The following is a 17,440-nucleotide window of genomic DNA, read 5'->3' on the forward strand; positions in this document are numbered from 1 at the left end:
TCGTGTGCGATACGTGAGCAGTCCCCGGGGCCCTTTTCGGCGCGACCGCCGGCCTCTCTTTCGCGCGTCCGGGGAGCTCAGGCGCCGACGCCCGCCGCCTGCCGCACCTCGTGCTCGTGGAGCCGTTCGGCCGTGCGCTCGGCGGTCCGCCGGGCCCACCGGCCGCTGGTGACCGCGCCCAGTGCCAGCACCGCGGCGCCGCACACCACCAGCACCCACCATCCGTACCGGGCCGCCGGGACGAACGCGTCCCGGTAGGACGAGGAGCCGACGCCCGCGGCCAGCAGCGCGCCGACCACCGCGACCCCGAGGGTCTGCCCGAGCTGGCGGCTGGTGGAGGCGACCGCGGCGGCGACCCCGGCCTGCGCGCGCGGCATCCCGGAGACGGCCGTGTTGGTGATCGGCGCGTTGACGAAGCCGAAGCCGATGCCGAACAGGACGTACCCGATGACGAGCGTGACGTCGGAGGTCTCGGCCTCGAACGCGGCGAACAGCACCGAACTCACCGTCATGGCCGTTCCGGCGATCAGCAGGGGCAGCCGCGGCCCCCGGGTGCCGACGAGCCGCCCGGACAGCGGCGCGCACAGGAAGGTCGGTGCCGCCATCGGCAGCATCCACAGGCCGGCGTGCAGGGCGTCGAGGCCGCGCACGTTCTGCAGGTACAGCGTGGACAGGAACAGGAAGCCGCCGAGCGCCGCGAACGCGCTGATCGCGATGACGGTCGCCCCGCTGAACGGTGCCGAGCGGAAGAAGCGCAGGTCGATGAGCGGTTCGGTGCGGCGCGGCTCGTACCACAGCAGGCCGAGCAGGGCCGCGAACGCGACGACGGCGAAGGGCAGGACCGTGGCGAGGCCGGAGACCGGGGCCTCGATGATCGCGTACGTCAGGGCGCCGAACAGGGCGATGACCAGGATCTGGCCGACCGGGTCGGGCCGTCGGGCCTTCGGGGCGCGGGACTCGGGGACGAAGCGCGCGGTGAGCACCAGTGCGGCCAGGGCCACCGGCAGGTTGACCCAGAAGATCGAGCGCCAGCCGACCGACTCCACCAGCAGGCCGCCGACGAGCGGGCCGGCGGCCATGGATATGCCGACCACCGCGCCCCAGGCCCCGATGGCGCGGGCGCGCTCGCGCGGGTCGGTGAAGGTGTTGGTGATGATCGACATGGCGACAGGGTTGAGCATCGAGCCGCCGACCGCCTGCACCATGCGGAACACGACGAGCAGTTCCAGGTCGGGGGCGAGGGAGCACAGCAGGGAGCCGATGCCGAAGACGACCAGACCCGCCATGAACACGCGTTTGCGGCCGATCCGGTCGGCGGTGGAACCGGCGAGCATCAGCAGCGCGGCGAGCACCAGCGTGTACGCGTCGATCGTCCACTGAAGGCCGGAGGTACTCGCGTGCAGCTCGCGTTGCATCGAGGGCAGAGCGACGTTCAGAACGGTGTTGTCGAGGCTCACGATCAGCAGGCTCATGCAGCAGATCGCGAGAACCAGGAGCCGTCGTCGGTGGCTGAGCTCGGGCATGCGTTCCATGGTACGGGATTTCAATAGTGCGGTTAACTAATGATTGATACATGATCTGTGCCGATACGCGACAATGAGGGAATGCCCAAGCCCGAGTCCCCCCTCCAGATCGGCCCGCACACCGTCCGGCCGCCCGTGGTGCTGGCCCCCATGGCCGGTATCACCAACGCGCCCTTCCGCACCCTGTGCCGGGAGTTCAGCCAGGGCAAGGGCCTGTACGTCAGCGAGATGATCACGACCCGGGCGCTGGTCGAGCGCAACGACAAGACCATGCAGCTCATCAGGTTCGACGCGAGCGAGCGCCCGCGCTCCATCCAGCTGTACGGCGTGGACCCCGCCACGGTCGGCAAGGCCGTCCGCATGATCGCGGAGGAGGACCTCGCCGACCACATCGACCTCAACTTCGGCTGCCCGGTGCCCAAGGTGACCCGCAAGGGCGGCGGCTCGGCCCTCCCCTACAAGCGCAACCTGCTGCGGGCGATCCTGCGTGAGGCAGTCAGTGGGGCCGGCGACCTGCCGGTCACGATGAAGATGCGCAAGGGCATCGACGCCGACCACATCACCTACCTCGACGCCGGAAGGATCGCGGTCGAGGAGGGCGTGACGGCGATCGCGCTGCACGGACGCACGGCCGCCCAGCACTACGGCGGCACGGCGGACTGGGACGCCATCGCGCGCCTCAAGGAGCACGTGCCCGAGATCCCGGTGCTCGGCAACGGCGACATCTGGTCGGCCGAGGACGCGCTGCGGATGGTGCGGGAGACCGGCTGCGACGGTGTGGTCGTGGGCCGCGGCTGCCTGGGCCGGCCGTGGCTGTTCGCCGACCTGGTGGCGGCGTTCGAGGGGCGGGTCCAGGACCTGGCCCGCCCGTCCCTGCGCGAGGTCGCGGACGTCATGGTCCGGCACGCCACGCTGCTCGGCGAGTGGATCGGCGACGAGTCGCGCGGTGTCGTCGACTTCCGCAAGCACGTCGCCTGGTACCTGAAGGGCTTCGCGGTCGGCTCCGAGATGCGCAGGCGGCTCGCGGTCACCTCCTCGCTGGAGGAGCTGCGCGCCGGCCTGGACGAGCTGGACCTCGACCAGCCCTGGCCCGCCGGCGCCGACGGGCCCCGCGGCCGCACCTCCGGCAACAACCGGGTGGTACTGCCGGACGGCTGGCTGAAGGACCCCTACGACTGCGCGGGCGTCGGCGAGGACGCCGAACTGGACACCTCCGGCGGCTGACGGTCTCGACAGCCGCGACGGTGCGAACGTCGCCGTTGGGGCACCAGGACCGAGCCCAGCCCGCGCCGCCCGCCGTCAGCCCTTCGACGGGTGCGGGGTGGAGCCGTACGCCGTCAGGAAGCGGTCGCGGAAGGCGCTCATCTTCCACACCGGCGCTTCGTGGTCGGGGCGCAGGCCCTCGGTCCAGCCCCAGTCGTCGATCTTGTCCAGGACCTCGGGGTCCTTGGCGAGGATCGCGCAGGGCACGTCACGGCTGGCGTGGTCGCCGCTGACCCGGGCGTTGGGCTGGTGGTCGCCGAGGACCACGAGCACGGTGTCGTCCTTGCCGTAGCGCTCCATCCACTGGGTCAGGGCGGTCACCGAGTACTCGATCGACTTGCCGTACTCCTCGCGGGAGCGGGTGGAACTGGTGAGGATGTCCGCCGGCCTGGTGCCTGCCGCCTCGATGCCCTTGAAGACCGAGCCGTCACCGAGCTGGTCCCAGCCGACCATCTCCGGCACCGGCGCCCAGGGCTGGTGGCTGGAGGTCAGGATGACGAACGAGGTCAGCGGCTTGTCGCGCTTCCTGCCGTGCTCCAGACGCTGGAAGGCCTCCAGCGCGTACTGGTCGGGCATGGTCGACCAGCTGAACTTCGGCCCCTCGTAACCCATCCCGAAGGCGTTGTAGACCTTGTCCAGGCCGTACCACTTCGCCTCCGGCCAGCCCTTCTGCACGCCCGGCATGACGCCGACCGTGTCCCAGGCCCCGGACTTCCTGAACGCCTCGGTCAGGGTGAGGTGGTCGCCGGAGGTCACCGTGCGGTAGCGGTTCTGGTTGTCGACCCACAGGCCCGACATGAACGTGGAGTGGCCGAGCCAGCTGCCGCCGCCGTACGTCGCCGACGTCAGCCAGCCGCTCCTGGCGTGGAAGCCCGCCTCGGCCAGGGCCCGCGTACTGGCGTCGAGGGTCTTGCTGACGCCCGGCGCGGTGATCGGGTCCTCGATCGCGGTGCGGCCGTAGCTCTCGATGAACGTGAAGATCATGTCCTTCCCGCGCAGGTCCGGCACCAGCTCGCTGCCGGGGGTGTCGCGGAACGGGTCGGCCTCCGCCGTCCTCGCGAACTCCCGCTCGTCCCGGATCGTGGAGCGCAGCGCCTCCTCGTGGTACTTGACCATGACGACCGTGTGCTCGGCGGCCACCGGGACGCCGGATACCTGGACGCCCAGAGCCGAGCACGTCATCCACACCACGCTGGCGAGCAGCAGTCCGCGCGTCGAGCGGGCCTTGTCGCGGCCCAGGAAGTCGCCGACGCGCACGACCGCGAGGGCCATCACGGCGAGCACCGCCAGTACGAGGAGGCCGACCCCGACGGCGGCGAGCAGGGCCGTCGTTCTGCCGAGGGTGTCCGCGAGGTACGACTGGGCGTCGTCCAGCAGCTCCCAGTCGAGGACCACGTTGAAGCTGCGGCCCAGGTACTGGTTGAACTCGATGTCCGTCAGGTTCAGCACGGTCAGCCCGCCGAGCCCCAGCCCGCCGAGCACCGCCACGGCCACCCGCGGCCGGCGCGGCAGCACCAGCAGCACGGCCGCCAGGAGCAGCCCCTCCACCGGCAGCCGCGTGAACGCCGCGACCTGGAACTGCGCCTCCTTGTTCGGCAGCAGAAGCGCGACGGCGACGAGCAGGAACGCGAGAAGGGTGCCCCCGTGGGACACCCTTCTCGCGGCCACGGGATGCGCCTCCTTCCAGCCACGCCAGACCTGGCGAACGGCCCGGGGTCGTATCGCCCGCAGGACACGGAGGGGGAGGGACGGAGAGGCGGGGGCCCCTGCCGGGGGTGCGCCGGATGCGGAGGCCCCTGCCGAGGGTGCGCCGGATGTGGAGGCCTCGGCGGGTTCGGTGGCGTGGGTCGGCTCGGCGGGTTCGGCGGGTTCGGCGCGCTGGGCCGGTCCGGCGGCCTGGGTGGGCTCGGGGGTCTTGGTGGTCCGGGCGGATTCGCGGGCCTGCGCGGACATGGCGGCCGGGGCGGGTTCGTCGGTCCCGGATGCCGCTGGGGATTCGTCGTCCCCGGGAGTCCCGGTGCCGCCGGAGGTGCCCTCGGCCGTCGCCGCCACCGCCTGCGGGGCGTCGTCCACCGCGGGAGTGGTCGGGGCGGGCGTGTCCCCGGCGCGGGAGGTGGTTTTCGTTTCCCCGGGCTTGCGCGCGGCGGGGACGGGGAGGGACCCGGCGGTCCGGGCCGGTGCGGCAGTGGGTGCCTCGGACCCCGGCTCGACGCGGGCGTCCACCCACGATTCGGCGCCGGCCTCCGCCTCCGTGCCCGTCTCAGTGCCCGCGTCCGCCTGCGCGCCCCCCGCCTCGGCGCCCGCCCCCGCCTCCGCCGGGTGCAGAGCGGCCGCCTCGGTCCCGCCCCCGCGCGACGCCGGTTCTCCGGCCGAGTCCGATGGTGCACCCGATGACTGGCGTGTATCCGTGTGCTGAGGCACCCGAAGGTCCTTCCGTGCGCGGCGTCGCTGAGGAGGTGGGCCACGCTGGGGCCCACCGCACTCCCGTACGGCCGGGCCCTCACCCGTGTTCACCGGTGCCGGGCAAACACCCGGCAAACGGAGCCCCGACCGAGGGGCCGGGAGCCGTCCGCATGGTGAAATCCGAGCGCCTGTGGCAGCGTGATTCTCGCCACCCTTGATAAGGGTTGCGCTCAGATGAGCGGATCATGAGCGGCTGCACTTCTCCAAGGTGTGGCACTCAGTGCCAGACCTTGATCGTTCATCGATCGAAAACAGACGTGCTGAGGGCCGCTCGTTTGAGCGACTGGGCGCGTCTACGGGCGTCGATTCGTTCAAGAAGTGAAAACATCTGCACCCGACGGCTTGCCAAGCCTTGACTTTCAATCCGCTGGCGGACGACTGGTTACGGGCGCATGACCCACAAGTGGACGTACCCATCGGCCTTTGATCTGGGTATGTTCCTCGCCGTCAGGGCAGCCACCGCGTCCTCGAGGAGTCGAGACCCGTGTCGGAAAACAAAGATCTCCAGGTAGCCGATCGCGGCAACAGTGTTGAGGGCGTGAAGTTCGTCTACGACTTCACCGAGGGCAACAAGGACCTCAAGGACCTCCTCGGCGGCAAGGGCGCGAACCTGGCCGAGATGACAAACCTGGGCCTTCCGGTCCCACCGGGCTTCACGATCACCACCGAGGCCTGCAAGGTCTACCTCGACAGCGGCGAGGAGCCCGCGGCACTCCGTGACGAGGTGAGCGCGCACCTCGACGCGCTCGAGCAGAAGATGGGCAAGAAGCTCGGCCAGCCCGACGACCCCCTGCTGGTCTCCGTCCGCTCCGGCGCGAAGTTCTCCATGCCCGGCATGATGGACACCGTCCTGAACATCGGCCTGTCCGACAAGTCCGTCCAGGGCCTGGCCAAGCAGGCGGGCGACGACCGGTTCGCCTGGGACTCCTACCGCCGCCTCATCCAGATGTTCGGCAAGACCGTCCTCGGCGTCGACGGCGAGCTGTTCGAGGACGCCCTCGACAAGGCCAAGGAGACCAAGAAGGTCACCGTCGACACCGAGCTCGAGGCCGCCGACCTGAAGAAGCTGGTCACCACCTTCAAGAAGATCGTCAAGAAGGAGGCCGGCCGGGACTTCCCGCAGGACCCGCGCGAGCAGATGGACCTCGCCATCAAGGCGGTCTTCGACTCCTGGAACGGCGAGCGCGCCAAGCTCTACCGCCGTCAGGAGCGCATCCCGCACGACCTCGGCACGGCCGTCAACATCTGCTCGATGGTGTTCGGCAACCTCGGCCCCGACTCCGGCACCGGCGTCGCCTTCACCCGCGACCCCGCCTCCGGCCAGCAGGGCGTCTACGGCGACTACCTTCAGAACGCGCAGGGCGAGGACGTGGTCGCGGGCATCCGCAACACCGTCCCGCTGGCAGAGCTGGAGCGGATCGACGGCAAGTCGTACGACCGGCTGATGCAGATCATGGAGACGCTGGAGAACCACTACAAGGATCTCTGCGACATCGAGTTCACCATCGAGCGCGGCCAGCTGTGGATGCTGCAGACCCGGGTCGGCAAGCGGACCGCCGGCGCCGCGTTCCGCATCGCCACCCAGCTCGTCGACCAGGGCCTGATCGACGAGGCCGAGGCCCTGAAGCGGGTCACCGGGGCCCAGCTCGCGCAGCTGATGTTCCCGCGGTTCGACGAGCAGGCCAAGGTCGAGCAGGTCGCCCGAGGCATCGCCGCGTCCCCGGGCGCGGCGGTCGGCAAGGCGGTCTTCGACTCGTACACCGCCGTCAAGTGGTCCCGCTCGGGCGAGAAGGTCATCCTGGTCCGCCGGGAGACCAACCCCGACGACCTGGACGGCATGATCGCGGCCGAGGGCATCCTGACCTCCCGCGGCGGCAAGACCTCCCACGCGGCCGTGGTCGCCCGTGGCATGGGCAAGACGTGCGTCTGCGGCGCGGAGGACCTGGAGGTCGACACCAAGCGCCGCCGGATGACCGTCCCCGGCGGGCACGTCGTCGAGGAGGGCGACGTGATCTCCATCGACGGCTCCTCGGGCAAGGTGTACCTGGGCGAGGTCCCGGTCGTCCCGTCCCCGGTCGTCGAGTACTTCGAGGGCCGGATGCACCCGGGCGCCGACGACGCGGACGAACTCGTCGAGGCCGTCCACCGGATGATGGCCTTCGCCGACCGCAAGCGCCGCCTGCGGGTGCGCGCCAACGCCGACAACGCCGAGGACGCGCTGCGCGCCCGCCGCTTCGGCGCCCAGGGCATCGGCCTGTGCCGTACCGAGCACATGTTCCTCGGCGACCGCCGCGAGCTGGTGGAGCGGCTGATCCTGGCCGACACCCAGGCCGAGCGCGAGGAGTCCCTCAAGCAGCTCCTGCCGCTCCAGAAGAAGGACTTCGTGGAGCTGTTCGAGGCCATGGACGGCCTGCCGGTCACGGTCCGCCTGCTCGACCCGCCGCTGCACGAGTTCCTGCCCGACATCACCGAGCTGTCGGTGCGCGTGGCCCTCGCGGAGTCCCGCCAGGAGCCGCACGAGAACGAGCTGCGCCTGCTCCAGGCCGTGCACCGCCTGCACGAGCAGAACCCGATGCTCGGACTGCGCGGCGTACGCCTCGGACTGGTCGTCCCCGGCCTGTTCACCATGCAGGTGCGCGCCATCGCCGAGGCGGCCGCCGAGCGCAGGGCCGCCAAGGGGGACCCGCGCGCCGAGATCATGATCCCGCTGGTCGGCACCGTCCAGGAGCTGGAGATCGTCCGCGAGGAGGCCGACCAGGTCATCGCCGAGGTCGAGGCGGCGACCGGCACGCAGCTCAAGCTGGCGATCGGCACGATGATCGAGCTGCCGCGCGCCGCGCTGACCGCGGGCCAGATCGCCGAGGCGGCGGAGTTCTTCTCCTTCGGCACGAACGACCTGACCCAGACGGTGTGGGGCTTCAGCCGCGACGACGTCGAGGCGTCGTTCTTCACCGCCTACCTGGAGAAGGGCATCTTCGGGGTGTCGCCGTTCGAGACCATCGACAAGGACGGTGTCGGCTCCCTGGTGAAGTCCGCCGTCCAGGCCGGCCGGGCCACCCGCCCGGGCCTCAAGCTCGGCGTCTGCGGCGAGCACGGCGGCGACCCCGAGTCCGTCCACTTCTTCCACGAGGTGGGCCTGGACTACGTCTCCTGCTCCCCCTTCCGCATCCCGGTGGCACGCCTGGAGGCCGGCCGGGCCTCGGTCGAGGCGGAGGGCAGCGACCACCGGTAAAGACCCCGGAGTCCTCGTCGTGGTCCCCGACCCTCACTACCGATTACGACGAGGACTCCGGTCCGCGAAAGAAGAGGGGCGGCATCCCGTGCGGGGATGCCGCCCCCTCCATGCATCGTTGCCGTCATCTCATCGGGTCCTCGTCGCCCCGCGATCGGTACGCTTCCCGCGGAGGTGAGGATGTTCGATGCGGTGATCATCAGCGTCGGTAGTGTCATCTGCATGGCGTTTGGCGTGTGGTTCGTCGGGCGGCAGCACCACCGGCGCGCGGGCACCCGTGCGGGCTGGGGCGCCTTAGCGATCGGACTGGGGCAGTTGTTTCACGCAGCCGGCTCCTTGGCCGGAAGCCGCCAGCCCCTCGGCTTCATCCTGGCTGCCTGTTGTGCAGCATTCAGCATTACTGGCTTCATTCTGGTGGTGCGCGACCGCGACATCTTCCGAAACGGCCGCGGCGGCCGGAAGCTGCCTCCACTGCACCCGTGATGGGCAGGACTGGGCCTGCGCCACGCGCATCCACACGATCAGCGTCGTCTTGATCGAGGAGACGCCTGCCTGGCATGTACCGCGCGCTGCCCACGCTCGTCGTCCTGCGAGACATTGAGCCCTGTTCAGATTCAGGACGTCGGCATCGCCCTGTGGTGTCACTCCGCGTGCGTGTCCCCGTGCCCTCCCCGGCCCGGCGTGCCGAGTTCTGAAACCGTGCAGACCGACACTATTGCCTCGGTGCAGCCGCGCCGACTACCTTCTGAACATGTTCACTGAACGCGTTCAGGCAACTCGCGCCGAACGAAAACGGCGGACCACCACCCACATCATCGAAGCCGCCGAAAGACTCTTCCAGGAGCGTGGCTTCCAGGGCACAACGGTGCGGCAGATCGCGGCGGAGGCGGGTGTTTCCGTGGGTGCCGTCATGGCAGTGGGGGACAAGGAGTCTCTGTTGAGCCTTGTCTACGACCAAGCCATCGCCGCCCGCATCCCCGCGCCACCGGCGGCGGAGTCCGCAGTCTCCGCAGTCGACTACCTGGCCCATTACTTCGACCCGTTCCTCGATTTGTTCGCCGAGAACGACGAACTCGCGCGCTCGTACTTCCGGACCCTGGCCCGAGGTCAACCCGAGAACGCGGCCCTCGGCGCGCTGCGCACGCTGACCGAGGACAATCTCACCGCCGCGATGGTGAAGGCGGGAATACCCAACCCCCGCGCCCGGCACGGTGCGCAGGTGATGTTCACCAGCTACCTGGGGGAGCTGATGCTGCTTGCCGCGGGATCCACCGACCGGCAGCAGACGGCAACCGGGATCCGGCGCACCGCCGAATTCGTCACCGCATACGAAGAGGATGACCGATGACCCTCTCTGAACTCCCGTCTCCCGCCTGGCCAATCCTGATCCTGCTCGGGATACAGGCGGGCGACGCCGCGATGATGCTCCGTCCACCGAGATTCATCGTCGACTGCCTGGACGGCGTACGGTTCCCGCGCGACTGGTGGTGGGCGCTGATCACCCTCAAGGCGGCCTCCGTAGTGGGGCTCATCGTCGGGCTCTGGGTGCCCGGCGTCGCCATGGCGACCACTGCTGCGATCGTTGTCTACTTCCTGGCGGCCGCCGCATCCCACATTCGCGCGCGAGCCTTGAACTCCGCGTTCTGGGTCAACTGCCTGGGCATGCTACTGCTGTCCCTGGCTGTGCTCATGGTGAGCTTCGTGCGGCTGTAACGGGCGGCCCTCGCGGATCCAGGAGGTCGCCTTCAGGTCGGCGACGACCTCGGCCAGGACATAGTCAAGGTTTTGCGCATCTGTTCACACTCGAACACATGGGGGCGACTCGGGGCAGCGAGTGGGCTTTATGTCGGATGTGCGGTAAGCGCGATCTCGCCGTACGAGGACGCGGCTTGCCGCGATCGACCGGGTTCGGCCCGGTCAGCGATCCCCCCTTTGGGCGCGAACGGAGGCCGCGTCGACGATCGCCGAGGTCCAGTCCACCTCGCCCCGGGCCCCGAGTTCGTCCAGCACCGCCCGGTGCAGCCGACGCCACAGGCCGGCCTCGGTCCATACCGTGAAGCGGCGATGCGCGGTGGCGGGCGACGTGCCGAACGTCGGCGGCAGATGCCGCCAGGCACAGCCACTGGTCAGCATGTACACCACTGCCGTGAACACGGCCCGCTCGTCACACGGAGCGGTCCCACCACCTTGCGGACGAGCAGCGAACGACGGCAGCAACGGGGCGGCCAGCTCCCAGAGTTCATCAGGAACCAGACGCTTCGATAGATCAGCACCCACGACCGGCATCATGCCGCACGAACATCAAGTCACGTGAGACAACCTCTAAGCCTTGATTGGTGCGGCCGACCTGGCGGCCTGCTCGATCTTCGCGCAGTAGGCCGCACGGGCTTCCTCGTCGATCTGCTTCTCGTGTTCGGCGCGCAACCCGGTCCGGCCGTCGAGCCCCTCGCGCAGGATATCGGCGTGCCCGGCATGCCGGATGGACTCGCCGAGGACATGGACCATGACGGCGAACAGGTTCGTGTCGGCATAAGGCTCCGGCCACCACGGCACGTGGCCGGGGGCGTCGAGGGGAAGCTCGTTGATCGTCGCGTCCGAGTGTTCCCACGTGCGCTGGTAGAACCCGATGATCTGATCGCGGGTCTCGTCCTCGGTCGCCCACAGATCGCTGCCGTTGGAGTCCTGCCACCGGGGCAGCGGTTCCGGGGAAGGGCGGTCGAAGACCTCGCCGAAGTACCTGGCCTCGACGCTGGCCACGTGTTTGACCAGGCCGAGGAGGTTGGTCCCGGTCGCTGTCAAAGGCCGGCGGGCGTCGTATTCGGACAAGCCGTCGAGTTTCCAGAGCAGCGCCTTGCGGTCCCGCCGCAGTCTCCCGTGCAGGTTGCCTTTCGCGAATTCAGCGATCATGCGGCACGAGCCTGCCATGGGCTGCTCGTGGTCTCAAGATCCCGTACATGGTCCGCAACGACTGGCAGAGCCGAGGCCTGGCCATGGCCGCCGCCCTGACCTGCTACAAGAAGCTCGCGAAACGTGCCACGTGAGACAACCTCTAAGCCGTCGATCACGCTGAACGTCCACACGCAATTGTGGGAGGCGGAGGAAGACCGGACTGCCGACATGATGGAGGCCGCGCTGAGCGATGTGCCCTGAGAGTGCCCTGTGAGGGGCGGACCCCGAGTCCCCTGTTCACGGGGTTGGTCTTGCACCCCGTGCGGGGATGCCGCCCCTCTCCTACGTTGGATCTCAGGTGTCCGCCGTCCCACCGTCACCAGGGAGCCGTCCATGCCGGGCTGGAACACGCACGACATACCCGACCAGAGCCGCCGTACGGCCGTCGTCACCGGGGCCAACAGCGGGCTCGGTCTCGTCACCGCGCGGGAACTGGCGCGCAGGGGCGCCCGGGTGGTGCTGGCGTGCCGGAGCGAGGCGCGGGGGAGTGCGGCGGCCGATCGGGTGACGCGTGAAGTACCTGGAGCGGAGGTCGAGTTCGCGCGACTGGATCTCGGAGACCTGTTATCCGTACGGGAGTTCGCGGACGCGTACCCGTACGAGCGGCTCGATCTGCTCGTCGACAACGCCGGGGTGATGGCGCCGCCGTACGGGACGACGGCGGACGGGTTCGAGACCCAGTTCGGGGTCAACCACCTGGGGCACTTCGCCCTCACCGGGCTGCTGCTGCCCAGGCTGCTCGACACGCCGGGCGCCCGCGTCGTGACCGTCTCCAGCATGATGCACGTGCTGGCCAACGTCGATCTGCACGACCTCAACAGCGAGCGCCGCTACCGGCGTTGGATCGCCTACGCCCGTTCCAAGACCGCGAACCTGCTCTTTACGCACGAGCTGGCGCGCAGGCTCGCGGCCACCGGGTCCGACGTGGTCGCGGCCGCCGCCCACCCCGGCTACGCCGCCACCAACCTTCAGACCGCGGGACCCCGGGCGGAGGGCCGCCAGGACGGCCGAACGGCTCATGGAGGCCGGCAACCGGGTCCTCGCCCAGCGGGCCGAGGCGGGCGCCCTGCCCACGCTGTACGCGGCCACCGCACCCGGAGTGTGCCCCGACTCCTTCCACGGCCCGTCCTTCGCCCTGTGGCGCGGTGCCCCGGCCCCGTCCTGGCGGGCGCCCTGGACCCTCGACGACAGGGGCGGCCGGCTGCTCTGGGAGGCGTCCGAGCGGCTCACCGGGGTGTCGTACGGCGCGCTGAAGGGCTGAGGCGTCCTGAGGTACTGGGACGTCCTGAGGTACTGGGGCGTCCTGAAGGACTGACCCGGCCGCACCTCACATGCCCCTCGGACCTCAAAAGTCCCTCAGATACGTGGACCGGGCACGGATCCCTGCCTAGGGTCGCGATCATGCCCGACATATCGCTGACCGTGGTCGTCCTCCTGTGCCTCGCCGCGTTCGCGGCCGGGTGGATCGACGCCGTGGTCGGCGGGGGCGGACTCCTGCTGCTGCCGGCGCTGCTGCTGGGACTGCCCGGCGGCACCTCGGCCGCGGCCGCGCTCGGCACCAACAAGGCGGTCGCCATCGTCGGCACCACCGGCGCGGCCGTGACCTACGTCCGCCGGGCCCCCGTGGACGTCCGCACCGCCGTCCGCATCGGGCTGGCCGCGCTCGCCGGCTCTTCCGCCGGAGCGTTCTTCGCGGCCGGGATGAGCACCGAGGTGCTCAAGCCGGTGATCATGGTGGTGCTGCTCGGGGTGGGAACCTTCGTGATCCTGCGTCCCTCGTTCGGCACCGCCCCGGCGCCCGGCCCGGCCACCCGCCGCCGGATCCTCGCGGCGATCGGCCTCGCGGGCCTCGGCATCGGCTTCTACGACGGCCTCATCGGCCCCGGCACCGGCACGTTCCTCGTCCTGGCGCTGACCGCCGTACTCCACCTGGACCTGGTGACCGCCTCCGCCACCGCCAAGATCGTCAACTGCTGCACCAACGCGGGCGCCCTGGCCACCTTCGCCTGGCAGGGCGCGATCCTGTGGCAACTGGCGGCCGTCCTGGCGGTGTTCAACCTGGGGGGCGGTGCCCTGGGCGCGCACACCGCGCTGAAGAAGGGCAGCGGCTTCGTCCGGATCGTGCTGCTGACGGTGGTGTTCGCGCTGGTGGCGAACATGGCCTACCAGCAGTGGGTGGCCTAGGGTCTTTCGTTTGGATCAGGCCGGACCCCGCGAGCCCGGCATGATCCAAACGAGAGGCCCTAGTTGTATTGACCACGAGCGTTGTTAACGCGATCTGGTCTTGATCGTGGCGAAGGCCTCCGTGTGTGGTGGAGGTGTCGAATCTTCACCGCACGGAGGCCTTCGTGTCCCACCGTAATGCCCGGCTGACTGTTCACGGCAGGCGGCTGCTCGTCGAACGTGTCCGTTCCGGCCGTCCTGTCGCCCACGTCGCTGCGGAGATGGGTGTCTCCCGCCCCACCGCCCACAAGTGGATCCGGCGCTGGCGGTCCGAGGGCGAGAGCGGACTCCTCGACCGCTCCAGTCGTCCCCGCAGGACACCACACCGGACCGCAGCCACCACCGAGGCGGCCGTCTGCAGGCTGCGGCGGGATCGCAAGCTGGGCCCGGCACGCATCGGACCGATCCTGGGCATGCCCGCCTCCACCGTGCACCGCATCCTGACCCGGCACGGCCTGAACCGACTCGCCTTCCTGGACCGGCCCACCGGCCAGGTCATCCGCCGCTATGAACGCGACCGACCCGGCGAGCTGCTCCATGTCGACGTCAAGAAACTCGGCCGAATCCCCGACGGCGGCGGTCACAGGGTGCTGGGCCGCCAGGCCGGCCGCACCACCCGCAACAGCATGGGCTACGACTACGTCCACTCCGCCGTCGACGACCACAGCCGCCTGGCCTACAGCGAGATCCACCCGGACGAAAAGGCCGCCACCTGCGCCGCCTTCCTCACCCGCGCAGCCGCGTTCTTCCACGCCCACGGCATGACCCGCATCGAACGGGTTCTGACCGACAACGCTTGGCCCTACCGCAAGAGCTTCGCCTGGCGACAGGCACTTGCCGACCTGGGCGCGGCCGGCAAACACACACGCGTCTACCGGCCGCAGACCAACGGCAAGGTCGAACGCTTCAACCGCACCCTGCTCGACGAATGGGCCTACCTGCGGCCCTACACCAGCAACCGCGAGCGAACCGAAGCCCTGGCAGACTTCCTCCACACCTACAACCACCACCGCTGCCACACCGCACTCGGCGGCCACCCACCGATCAGCCGCGTCAACAACGCTCCGGGTCAATACACCTAGTGCCCCGACAGGCACTGTTCGGCGCCTGGTGCCGGGTTCAGCGGCTGCCGGTCAGGTGGGCGAAGACCACCACGTTGCCCTGGTAGCCGGTGGTCTTCGAGTAGCCGCCGCCGCAGGTGATGACGCGCAGTTCCGGGCGCTTGGCGGCGCCGTAGACCTTCTCGTCGGGGAAGTCCTTGGTCTCGTAGACCTCGATGGCGTCCACGGTGAAGACGGCGACCCCGCCGTCCCGGCGGTCCACCTCGATGGTGCTGCCCTTCTTCAGAGCGCCGAGGTTGTAGAAGACGGCCGGCCCCCGGGCGTTGTCGACATGGCCGGCGACGATCGCGGTGCCCCGCTCGCCGGGGGTGGTGCCGGCCTCGTACCAGCCGGCCAGGTTCTTGTTGTCGGCGGGAGGGGCTTCGAGGCTGCCGGACTTCGTCAGGGCGAGGCCGGTCAGGGGGGCGTCGATCCGGATGGAGGGGATGCGGATGCGCAGGGGTGGGGACGGCGGCAGCGCGGGGACGGCGCGGGCTTCCTCACCGGGGTCGAGCACGCCCTCCGCCGCACCGGGCTGGGGCGGGGCGTGCGACTCGGCGCCGCTGTGCAGCAGCCAGGCGCCGGAGCAGAAGGCGACCACGGTGACGGTCGCTATCGCGGTGTTGCCTATGCGCATACGGACGACCCCTCTCGGAACCCCGCGGGATTCCTTCCGGCCCCCCTTTCGGCCCCTCAGGATCCCTCCCGGACTCGGTGCCCCGCACCCCCCTCCGGGCCGCGAGGGGCGTCGCACCCGGAAGGGGGCGGGGGCATGCGGTACCGGCGGACGGACAGCGGAGGGTGTCCGTCAGATCCCGTCGCCTCTCGCCCGGCGATGCAGGAGCCAGGTACCGCCCGCGGCGGCGACGGCGAGAGCCGCCACACCGGCCGCGGTCTTCACGGGGTCGCGGTCCTGCGCGCCGCCGACCCCTGTCTTCATGCTTCCCCGGGGTTCCACCTGCTCCTGCGCGGCCATCAGCGTGACGACCAGGTCGCCCCTGACCTCCTGGTCGCCCTCGGCGCACTGCGCGACGATCTCGTACGTCCCCGGCTGCGCGCTGTCCGGAACCCGGAACCGCCCGACCGCCTCGCCCTCGCGCGTGCTGGGCGCCAGCATGAAGGGACCCGCGCCGACCGCGCTGGCGTCACCCGCCGCGGACGCCTTCTTGCCGCACCCCGTGGTGTTCACCGTGACCTGACCGCCCGGCTGGACCGCGTACGGATTCACCTCCAGGCGGCCACCGGCCGCGGCGTACGCGGGCGCGGCCAGACCGCCCACGGCGGCCGCGGTGAGCACGGCCCCGGCCATGGCCCTGGCCGGCCGGCGGGCGATACGTCGCATCGGTGCTCCTCCGGGCTCTGCGGTGGGGCCACGGCCCGCGACACCCGGGTGTGCCGCCGTCGGCCGTGCCCCTGCCCTGACGAGGTAAGTGGCCCGGCGCCGCTCCCGCTTGCTGAAGGTCCGTCAGAAATGCGGCGAACGGGTGGCCGGACCACCGCCCCGGACCGCCCCGCGGTCAACGTTTCCGCAGGTCAGGGCCGATCTCCTGACGGCATGTCGGAGACCACCCGGAAGGGCGCGGCGCGTGGGGGTGAACGGGTGCCGCCCACGGGCGTCGTGGACCCCTGGCTCCCAGCGCCACGCGCAGGGTCCCCGAGTCGTCGCGTCGGGCGGTCTACGCTGCCACCGTTGCCCATGACGTTCGACGGCCGAGCGCCCTGGGAGTACGCCTCGAAGCGTTCCCGGGTACCCGGATCGCTCCGGCCGCCCGAGGAAGGGACGATGCGATGGCTCCTGACATCTGGACCAGGGCCGCGATCGAGGAACACTGGCTGGCGTCGGAACGTGGGGACACCGAAGCCGAGCACGCCATCTACGCCGCGGACGCGATCCTCGACTACCCCCAGTCGGGTGAACGGTTCCGGGGCCGCGCGACGATCTCGGCGCAACGCGGCGGGCACCCCGCCAGTCGGCACTTCACCGTCCACCGGATCACCGGCGGCGGGGCTCTGTGGGTGAGCGAGTGTGTCATCACCTACGACGGGGTGCCCACCTACTCGGTGAGCATCATGGAGTTCGCCCACGGACAAGTGGTGCACGAGACGCAGTACTTCGCGGACGCCTTCGGCGCACCCGAATGGCGGACGGCACTCGCGGAGCCGATGCCGGGCAGGAACATCACCAGGGCCTGACCCGTTGCCGGACCTGCATGGCAAGGTCCGCCATTGACGTGCTGCCCGGAGGTGCCTCAGCGTTCACGTCGTCGGACGGCAAGCGCGGTCGACGGAATTCCCAGCCCGTTCAACCGGACCAGAAGCTCTTCCTCTTGTTCCCGTGTGACGGTGATCCACAGGGACGTTCCCGAGTCACTGGTGCTGAAGACAGGCCGGTCCCCCCGCCGGCCTTCGGCGTTGATCGTGCAGGGGGCCAAGTCCGAGAGCACCGCGAACTGTTCGTCGTCGCGGACGTCGATGTCGATCCCCATCCCGGGATCGTGGCGCCGGGAGCGAGCGCCGTCCGCCACCGCCTGCCGGGCCAGGGACAGCGCGCGTTCGTACGAGTGCAGTACCGCGGGTGGCCAGGCGTCGTCGCTGTAGGCGTCGAGGTGGGCCGTGTCGAGCGTGGAACGCAGCACGCGAAGAGCCTCGCGGTGGACAAGTGTGACGTCCGCAGGGCTCAAACCGCC

General features: G+C 70.2%; 15 protein-coding genes and 1 pseudogene. 9 read left to right on the forward strand and 7 right to left on the reverse strand.

The genetic code is table 11. From position 1 onward, the window contains the following. Window positions 1-77: 77 nt before the first annotated feature. Complete coding sequence (locus TNCT6_RS21440; protein ID WP_141361124.1) at window positions 78-1,523, reverse strand: MFS transporter; 1,446 nt, start codon at window positions 1,521-1,523, stop codon at window positions 78-80. Window positions 1,524-1,604: 81 nt separating this feature from the next. Between TNCT6_RS21440 and dusB the strand changes: the two genes are divergently transcribed. Then, the gene (gene dusB / locus TNCT6_RS21445) at window positions 1,605-2,747 is read left to right on the forward strand and encodes a tRNA dihydrouridine synthase DusB (protein ID WP_141361126.1); all 1,143 of its coding nucleotides are present in this window, start codon (window positions 1,605-1,607) and stop codon (window positions 2,745-2,747) included. 75 nt (window positions 2,748-2,822) lie between these two features. Here the strand turns inward: dusB and TNCT6_RS21450 are convergent, their stop codons facing one another. Next, the gene (locus tag TNCT6_RS21450) at window positions 2,823-4,859 is read right to left on the reverse strand and encodes a CDP-alcohol phosphatidyltransferase (protein WP_253266186.1); all 2,037 of its coding nucleotides are present in this window, start codon (window positions 4,857-4,859) and stop codon (window positions 2,823-2,825) included. Between the two features lie 874 nt (window positions 4,860-5,733). Between TNCT6_RS21450 and ppdK the strand changes: the two genes are divergently transcribed. From ppdK to TNCT6_RS21475, 4 genes are all read left to right on the forward strand, one after another. Then, a complete protein-coding gene (gene ppdK, locus TNCT6_RS21460) occupies window positions 5,734-8,481 on the forward strand; it encodes a pyruvate, phosphate dikinase (RefSeq protein ID WP_141361128.1) in 2,748 nt (915 codons plus the stop codon). A 180-nt stretch (window positions 8,482-8,661) separates the two neighbouring features. Beyond that, window positions 8,662-8,964 carry a hypothetical protein gene (locus tag TNCT6_RS21465; protein ID WP_141361130.1) on the forward strand — a complete coding sequence of 101 codons (303 nt, stop codon included), beginning with the start codon at window positions 8,662-8,664 and terminating at the stop codon, window positions 8,962-8,964. 268 nt (window positions 8,965-9,232) lie between these two features. Continuing rightward, complete coding sequence (locus TNCT6_RS21470; RefSeq protein ID WP_141361132.1) at window positions 9,233-9,829, forward strand: TetR/AcrR family transcriptional regulator; 597 nt, start codon at window positions 9,233-9,235, stop codon at window positions 9,827-9,829. Further along, window positions 9,826-10,194, forward strand: a complete 369-nt coding sequence (locus TNCT6_RS21475) for a DoxX family protein (RefSeq protein WP_141361134.1) — start codon at window positions 9,826-9,828, stop codon at window positions 10,192-10,194. Before TNCT6_RS21470 ends, TNCT6_RS21475 begins: the two co-directional genes overlap by 4 nt. A gap of 204 nt (window positions 10,195-10,398) precedes the next feature. On the opposite strand, the gene TNCT6_RS21480 is transcribed toward TNCT6_RS21475, so the two are convergent. Beyond that, on the reverse strand, window positions 10,399-10,770 hold the full coding sequence (locus TNCT6_RS21480; RefSeq protein WP_216372792.1) for a transposase: 372 nt from the start codon (window positions 10,768-10,770) through the stop codon (window positions 10,399-10,401). A 33-nt stretch (window positions 10,771-10,803) separates the two neighbouring features. Further along, the gene (locus TNCT6_RS21485) at window positions 10,804-11,388 is read right to left on the reverse strand and encodes a DinB family protein (protein ID WP_141361136.1); all 585 of its coding nucleotides are present in this window, start codon (window positions 11,386-11,388) and stop codon (window positions 10,804-10,806) included. 375 nt (window positions 11,389-11,763) lie between these two features. Here TNCT6_RS21485 and TNCT6_RS21490 point away from each other — a divergent pair. From TNCT6_RS21490 to TNCT6_RS21500, 3 genes and pseudogenes are all read left to right on the forward strand, one after another. Then, a pseudogene (locus TNCT6_RS21490) lies at window positions 11,764-12,691 on the forward strand (oxidoreductase). A 140-nt stretch (window positions 12,692-12,831) separates the two neighbouring features. Next, window positions 12,832-13,614, forward strand: coding sequence for a TSUP family transporter (locus TNCT6_RS21495; protein ID WP_141361138.1), 783 nt, complete (start codon window positions 12,832-12,834; stop codon window positions 13,612-13,614). A gap of 164 nt (window positions 13,615-13,778) precedes the next feature. Next, on the forward strand, window positions 13,779-14,735 hold the full coding sequence (locus TNCT6_RS21500; RefSeq protein ID WP_141361140.1) for an IS481 family transposase: 957 nt from the start codon (window positions 13,779-13,781) through the stop codon (window positions 14,733-14,735). A 37-nt stretch (window positions 14,736-14,772) separates the two neighbouring features. Here the strand turns inward: TNCT6_RS21500 and TNCT6_RS21505 are convergent, their stop codons facing one another. Further along, window positions 14,773-15,390, reverse strand: coding sequence for a class F sortase (locus TNCT6_RS21505; RefSeq protein WP_141361142.1), 618 nt, complete (start codon window positions 15,388-15,390; stop codon window positions 14,773-14,775). Window positions 15,391-15,561: 171 nt separating this feature from the next. Then, complete coding sequence (locus TNCT6_RS21510; protein ID WP_373996195.1) at window positions 15,562-16,095, reverse strand: hypothetical protein; 534 nt, start codon at window positions 16,093-16,095, stop codon at window positions 15,562-15,564. Window positions 16,096-16,541: 446 nt separating this feature from the next. Between TNCT6_RS21510 and TNCT6_RS21515 the strand changes: the two genes are divergently transcribed. Continuing rightward, window positions 16,542-16,946 carry a nuclear transport factor 2 family protein gene (locus TNCT6_RS21515; protein WP_141361143.1) on the forward strand — a complete coding sequence of 135 codons (405 nt, stop codon included), beginning with the start codon at window positions 16,542-16,544 and terminating at the stop codon, window positions 16,944-16,946. A gap of 56 nt (window positions 16,947-17,002) precedes the next feature. Here the strand turns inward: TNCT6_RS21515 and TNCT6_RS21520 are convergent, their stop codons facing one another. Next, the gene (locus TNCT6_RS21520; protein ID WP_141361145.1) at window positions 17,003-17,389 is read right to left on the reverse strand and encodes a hypothetical protein; all 387 of its coding nucleotides are present in this window, start codon (window positions 17,387-17,389) and stop codon (window positions 17,003-17,005) included. Between the last annotated feature and the right edge of the window lie 51 nt (window positions 17,390-17,440).

The sequence above is a fragment of the Streptomyces sp. 6-11-2 genome (genome assembly GCF_006540305.1).
Lineage (GTDB): Bacteria > Actinomycetota > Actinomycetes > Streptomycetales > Streptomycetaceae > Streptomyces.

Bases quoted from the DNA above. Each gene is read 5' to 3' on its own strand.
- TNCT6_RS21440 (WP_141361124.1), bottom strand. From the start codon at position 1,523: ATGCCCGAGCTCAGCCACCGACGACGGCTCCTGGTTCTCGCGATCTGC.
- dusB (WP_141361126.1), top strand. From the start codon at position 1,605: ATGCCCAAGCCCGAGTCCCCCCTCCAGATCGGCCCGCACACCGTCCGG.
- TNCT6_RS21465 (WP_141361130.1), top strand. From the start codon at position 8,662: ATGTTCGATGCGGTGATCATCAGCGTCGGTAGTGTCATCTGCATGGCG.
- TNCT6_RS21470 (WP_141361132.1), top strand. From the start codon at position 9,233: ATGTTCACTGAACGCGTTCAGGCAACTCGCGCCGAACGAAAACGGCGG.
- TNCT6_RS21475 (WP_141361134.1), top strand. From the start codon at position 9,826: ATGACCCTCTCTGAACTCCCGTCTCCCGCCTGGCCAATCCTGATCCTG.
- TNCT6_RS21480 (WP_216372792.1), bottom strand. From the start codon at position 10,770: ATGATGCCGGTCGTGGGTGCTGATCTATCGAAGCGTCTGGTTCCTGAT.
- TNCT6_RS21485 (WP_141361136.1), bottom strand. From the start codon at position 11,388: ATGATCGCTGAATTCGCGAAAGGCAACCTGCACGGGAGACTGCGGCGG.
- TNCT6_RS21495 (WP_141361138.1), top strand. From the start codon at position 12,832: ATGCCCGACATATCGCTGACCGTGGTCGTCCTCCTGTGCCTCGCCGCG.
- TNCT6_RS21505 (WP_141361142.1), bottom strand. From the start codon at position 15,390: ATGCGCATAGGCAACACCGCGATAGCGACCGTCACCGTGGTCGCCTTC.
- TNCT6_RS21510 (WP_373996195.1), bottom strand. From the start codon at position 16,095: ATGCGACGTATCGCCCGCCGGCCGGCCAGGGCCATGGCCGGGGCCGTG.
- TNCT6_RS21515 (WP_141361143.1), top strand. From the start codon at position 16,542: ATGGCTCCTGACATCTGGACCAGGGCCGCGATCGAGGAACACTGGCTG.